2 protein-coding genes are annotated in these 6,164 nt (G+C 43.4%); both read left to right on the forward strand.

Annotation, left to right across the window (positions count from 1 at the left end):
* A partial coding sequence (locus CLV42_RS33415) for an RHS repeat domain-containing protein (protein ID WP_146154558.1) occupies positions 1 to 1,846 on the forward strand: 1,846 nt, incomplete at its 5' end.
* A 10-nt stretch (positions 1,847 to 1,856) separates the two neighbouring features.
* Positions 1,857 to 6,164, forward strand: a 4,308-nt coding sequence (locus CLV42_RS33420; protein ID WP_170117745.1) for a DUF6443 domain-containing protein, incomplete at its 3' end; no start/stop codon positions are given.

The raw sequence follows: 6,164 nt of genomic DNA on the forward strand, positions 1-6,164 counted from the left end.
TCTAAGTATGAACAATGGCGTTCCTTCCTTCCAGGATACCTATTTTACCTTTAATGGAGAACCCGAAAATACTGCATTTACTTTGTCGCTGCAACCATCTGGATTCGGCCAGATTTGCAACGGCAGCTGCGCGCTGAGAATAGAGATGTTTGCGCCCAACGGAAGTTTACTGGCATCAAAGGACTTTACCTCTCCCTTCACCCAGTCTTCTGTAACCTTCTCCGTTCCTAACCTTGTGAAAGGAACACAGTACCGGATACGGTGTTACTATAATATGCTACCTGTTAGCAATTATAATGCGGTTGCACAGTTGAAATGGCGGGAAAAACAGTCACAAACCTCACATACGGTAACTTATAGCCATAAGCAGCCATTTGTAGGTGGGCTACGAGCAAAAAAAATCATTGATTATGATGGCATTTCTACGGCTCCGGCTATGGTGAGAGAATATGAGTATAAAGAAGAAAGCGGTCTTTCATCGGGTGTTTTGGCAACGTACCCTACATACACATATGCAACCCGTTATGAGGGGGTGGGGAATGCGTCTATATCGAGCGGGGCAACATATGTGGGAGGACCGCCGTTAATTCGCCTTCGTCAAAGTAGTTCCGCTTACGATGTCATATACACCGCTGGAAGCCCTGTCGCCTACAAGCGCACGGTTGAATATTTGAAAAATGGCAATAAGAGCAACGGAAAAATTGAGCGTTTGTTTACATTTCCCAGCAGCGGTTCGAATGGCAGTTTGCCATTTGTACCGGCTAGTAACGCTACCTGGCTTTATGGTTCTGTACAAAAAGAAGTGGTCTATGATAGTAGCGACAATATTGTCAGAACCACGGTGAATGAATATACAGATAGATTAATGCTCGATTACTCTAACCAGGCGGCACTGAATAATTTTACATCCTATACAATTGCACCTGTGTTGTTTAATGTACCGGACGACTATAATGATACTTATACTTCTGTTAAGGTATCAGGTTACCCCGCTATAGGCTTTTTAAATAATAGTTATCTGCCTATCGCAGGAAGAAGGGACATAGCAAGTACCAGTGTTGCCGAACGGGATCCCGTAACAGGGCAAACCATGACGACTGTTAACACCTATGAATATGATCCGAATTACTATTATCTGAAGAAACACAAGTTTGTCAACAGTAAGCAACAGGAAGTGGCGGAGGTGTATACTTATCCTGCAGATAAGGCGATAAATGGACAGACAGACCCTTATCAGGATATGGTTAGCCGTAATATGATCAATTCAGTGGTTGAGACGGAACTGCAAGTGAGCCAGATAAAGCAGAAAAAGCTGTCGACAGACTATAAGAAGAACTGGCCTGATAATACGCTTTCTGTTTTGCCGCAGACGGTTCAGACGCAATTTCAAAATACTCCCACTGAAATACGGTTAAGATACTACGCATATGACAGTAAAGGAAATCCTAAATCGGAAGGTCAGGAAAGTGGAATGATTACATGCTATATATGGGGCTATAATAAGCAGTTTCCAATAGCGGAGATTAAAAATGCTGATTATACCGTTGTAGAAACTGTTCTTGGAGGTGCAGCTGCCGTATCAACTTTTGGTAATCAGGTAAGCCCCACGGATGTTGCCTTAAAGAATTTTTTGGCCCCGCTTCGTTCCGACGCAAGACTTAAAAAGGCCATTATTACTACTTATTCTTACTCGCCGTTATATGGAATAAGTACCATCACAGATCCGAATGGCAGGACAAGTACTTTTGAGTACGATGGCTTTGGCCGACTGAAGGTAATCAGGGATCAAAACGACAATATCTTAAAACAAATTGACTACCAGTATCAGGCGCCCCTAACTAAATAAGTGATTACCTATGAATGTTATAAAATATGTAATATACACCGGAGCATTGGCAGCAACTTCGTTTATTTCTGATGGAGCCTTTGCCCAAAGCAACAGACCGGGTGGAACACGTAGTACTGCGACGGCGGTAACAATCCCCGCAGGCTATAATACTACTTCGATCAATTATGTTCGCACCTGGGAACCAGATAAGCCATTGACTGATACCGCAGCAGTTGTGTCGGGGAGCAGACTGGTAAGGGAAGTGAAACAGACCACCCAGTATTTCGATGGTCTTGGTCGGCCAATTCAGACTGTTTCAAAAGGAATCAGTAGTGGAGGAAAAGACCTTGTTGCGCCAGTGATATATGATAGTTATGGAAGAGAACAGTACAAATATCTTCCCTACGTACAGCAATCAGACAATCTTAGCGATGGAAAGTTTAAGACAGATCCCTTTAATGCGCAGAAAGCATTTTATCAAAATGGAGTGCTTAATCCTGGTATTACAGGTGAGAATATCTTTTATAGTCAGCAGGAGTTTGAACAGTCGCCGCTGAACAGACCATTGAAATCTTATGCGCCAGGTAATAGTTGGGTTACTCACCCTGTGGAGGCCCGATATCAGGTTAATACAGTTTCTGATTCAGTAAGGTTGTGGAATATTGGGACGGGGATTCCTACCAGTACCGGCAATTATGCTGCAGGGCAGTTGCAGGAAAATGTGGCTATTGACGAACAGGGCAGCCAGGTGGTTGAATATAAAGATAAGCAAGGGCAGGTCGTATTAAAAAAGGTGCAGATAGCTGCTATGCCCGGTACTGGACATATAGGTTGGTTATGCACCTATTATGTGTATGATGATCTAGGCAATCTTTGCTTCGTTATACCACCATTGGCAGTCGATGCTATAAAGGGTTCCTGGACAGTAAGCACAGCCATCGCAGATGAATTATGTTTCCAGTATCAATACGACGCACGGCAACGCATGATAGTTAAAAAGGTGCCCGGTGCGGGAAGGATGTTCATGGTATATGATGTGCGGGACAGGCTTGTATTTACGCAGGATTCTGTGCAAAGAGCGAAATCCCCAATGGAGTGGCTGGTAACTTTCTATGATGAGTTGAATCGCCCTACCATGACGGCTATATATAAGGGAACTTCTACGCGAGACGCCTTGCAGACGGGTATGAATTCGGTGTCTGCTTCGCAGCCTATTTCTTATGTAGCTCCCGCAAAAGCAGATCTGGCTGTTTATATTCACGATGGTAGCAGCCTATATACTGCAACCAATAGTGTGACCCTCCTTGAAGGATTCGACTCTGGGACTGGTGGTGGAACAGAGGTAAGGGTCGATGCCGCTGCGGCTGGTGATACGACGGCAATCACTGCTAATAATCCCTTACCGGGTATCTCTGCATCGGCGCTGACACCTCTGACGTATGCTTTTTATGATAACTATAACTATTCCGGCAAGTTGGCTTTTATGGCAACTGATACTGGAAAATTATTAGCTGCCGATACTTTATATCCGGAGAAGCTGCCTGTAAGTACTATGACTACAGGACTTGTGACCGGAAGTAAGGTGAGGGTACTGGGAACCAATAAATGGCTAATAACAACCACGTATTACAATGATAAAGGACGTGCCATTCAGGTATTAAGTGAAAATAACCTGGGAGGTAAGGATGTACTGACAACATTGTACAACTTCAAAGGAGCCGTACTGGCAACTTACCTTCGTCATCAAAATCCTAAGAGTGTTACGCCACAAAGTACATTGCTGACAAATATGACCTACGACCATGGAGGAAGATTGCTTACCATGAGGAAACGGTTAAATGATGATGTAAGCCAGGAGAGGTTGATTGCAGCAAACAACTATGATGAATTGGGGCAGTTAATGTTGAAGCGTCTGGGAGTCGCTGCTGCAGGAAGTGTAATTGACAGTTTAAGTTACACGTATAATATTCGCGGCTGGCTACAGGGTATTAATAAGAACTTTGTAAACAGTGGGACCAGTACATCGAACTGGTTTGGCCAGGAACTTAGCTATGACTATGGATTTGATTCCAGCCAGTATAATGGCAACATATCCGGGATTAAGTGGAAGACACGTGCCGATAGCGCCTGGGCATATGGTTACAATTATGATAAAGCGAGCCGTTTGACAGGTGCATATTTCACCCAGAAGAATGGAGGTAGCTGGGCGCAGGATAAAAAGGATTTTACTGTTAGTAATCTAACTTATGATGCCAATGGTAATATCAAATCTATGTGGCAGAAGGGAATGATCGGAACGAAGATTGATACGATTGACCGCTTAAGTTATACTTACTTGGCTAATAGCAACAAGCTTACAGCAGTGGCCGATCCTAACCCTGCAAAAACAGCCTCCGCGAAACTGGGAGACTTTATTGATGGAAGCAACCCTGGCAATGACTATTTCTATGATGGTAATGGTAATATGGTGGCAGATTCAAATAAGCACATCAGTTCTATTGTGTACAATCATCTTAACTTACCATCAGTAATAACTATTGCTGGTAAGGGTACTATTACATATCAATACGATGCGACAGGGAATAAGCTCAGTAAGACAGTTTTAGATAACACAGGTAGCTCTCCTAAAACAACGTTGACGGACTACGCTGGGGCATTCATATATAGACAAGACAGTCTGGAGCTGATAAGTCATGAAGAAGGCCGTATCCGTCCTGTTTATAAAACAGGAACTCCTGTTGCTTATGCGTACGATTATTTTGAAAAAGACCATCTGGGTAACGTAAGAACGGTATTAACTGATCAGACTGATTTTACAGTTTATGCAGCTACAATGGAAACCGAGGCTGCAGCTCAGGAAGTGGTATTGTTTAGTAATGTGGAGGAAACCCGTACAGAAAAGCCATCCGGCTATCCCGAGGATCAAACTACCGAAGAGAATAAGTTTGTAGCTAAGTTGAACGCCAAGGGAGGGGGGAAGAAGATAGGGCCGTCGTTGGTCCTGCGTGTAATGGCTGGTGATACCATCCAGATCAAGGTAAAGGCATTCTATAAGTCCCAGGGGCCGGATAATAATAACGGAAAGGCCCCGGTGGAGGATATGGTAGCTGGTCTGGTACAGGCCTTTGGTGGCTCTACAGTTGAAAATGGATCGCATGCGTCTGAGGTGGTATCTAACAACACACCTTTTAATGCGGATTTTTATAACAATAATTATCAACGTTTAAAGGAGAAGGACAATGACAACGGGCAGTCAAACCGTCCGAAAGCCTATTTGAACTTTGTTTTATTCGATGATGATTTTAATTTAGTGGAGGATAATAGTGGAGTGAGGCAGGTGAAGGAGGACCCGGATGAGCTGCAGGAACTGGGAGTAGAGAAGATGGCGGTGGAAGAAAGCGGATTTTTGTATGTTTATACGAGCAATGAAAGCCAGCAGGATGTGTTCTTTGATAATGTTGTTTTGGGGGTGAATAGTGGACCGTTGTTGGAGGAGACGCATTATTATCCGTTTGGGATGACGATGGCCGGGATATCTTCTAATGCACTCAAAGGGATGAATTATGCTGAGAATAGAATGAAATATAATGGAAAGGAATTACAGAATAGGGAGTTTGGAGATGGAAGTGGACTGGAGTTATATGATTATGGTGCGAGAATGTATGATCCCCAGATTGGAAGATTCTTCACACAGGACAAATTTGCGGATAAATATCAACCACTCTCTCCATATCAATATGGCGCTAATAATCCGGTCAGTATTATTGACGTCAATGGGGATAGTATCATCTTGGTAATAGCTAGTCAGGTGTTGAATCAGCAAACTGGGAAATATGATTATACACAAACAAGCTATTATTACGGACAGGATGAAAACGGCATTACTGGCTTTGTTGACAGTAATGGATCTTTATATACCGGTGATAATAAATTTGCAGCGCAAGTAACAAAGGCGCTTTCTGATCTTGAAACAGGAGGTCAAACTGGTAGACAGTTAGTAGCCGATCTTAGCAACCTGAATACCAATAAGAGTGTACAGATTGCTCAAGGGCAATCCAACAGAGCAGATAGACAAGATGGAAAATATATACACTGGAACCCAGCCTCTCTTACCTCTGCTCCGGATGAGAATGGCAACATTAACAGATCTGCGTTTATAGGATTAGCGCACGAAATGGCGCATATACGTGATGTATGGAATAACACGATCAACAGGAATACCTGGAAAACTGTTACTAATGGCAACGGAGGTAATGAGGCTATTCCTAATGCAGAGCTATATTCTACACATATCGAGAACCTGATCCGTGCAGAAAACAATGTTCCTCTCAGGGCC

Origin of the sequence: Chitinophaga ginsengisoli, assembly GCF_003014595.1 — a bacterium.
Taxonomy (GTDB): Bacteria; Bacteroidota; Bacteroidia; order Chitinophagales; family Chitinophagaceae; genus Chitinophaga; species Chitinophaga ginsengisoli.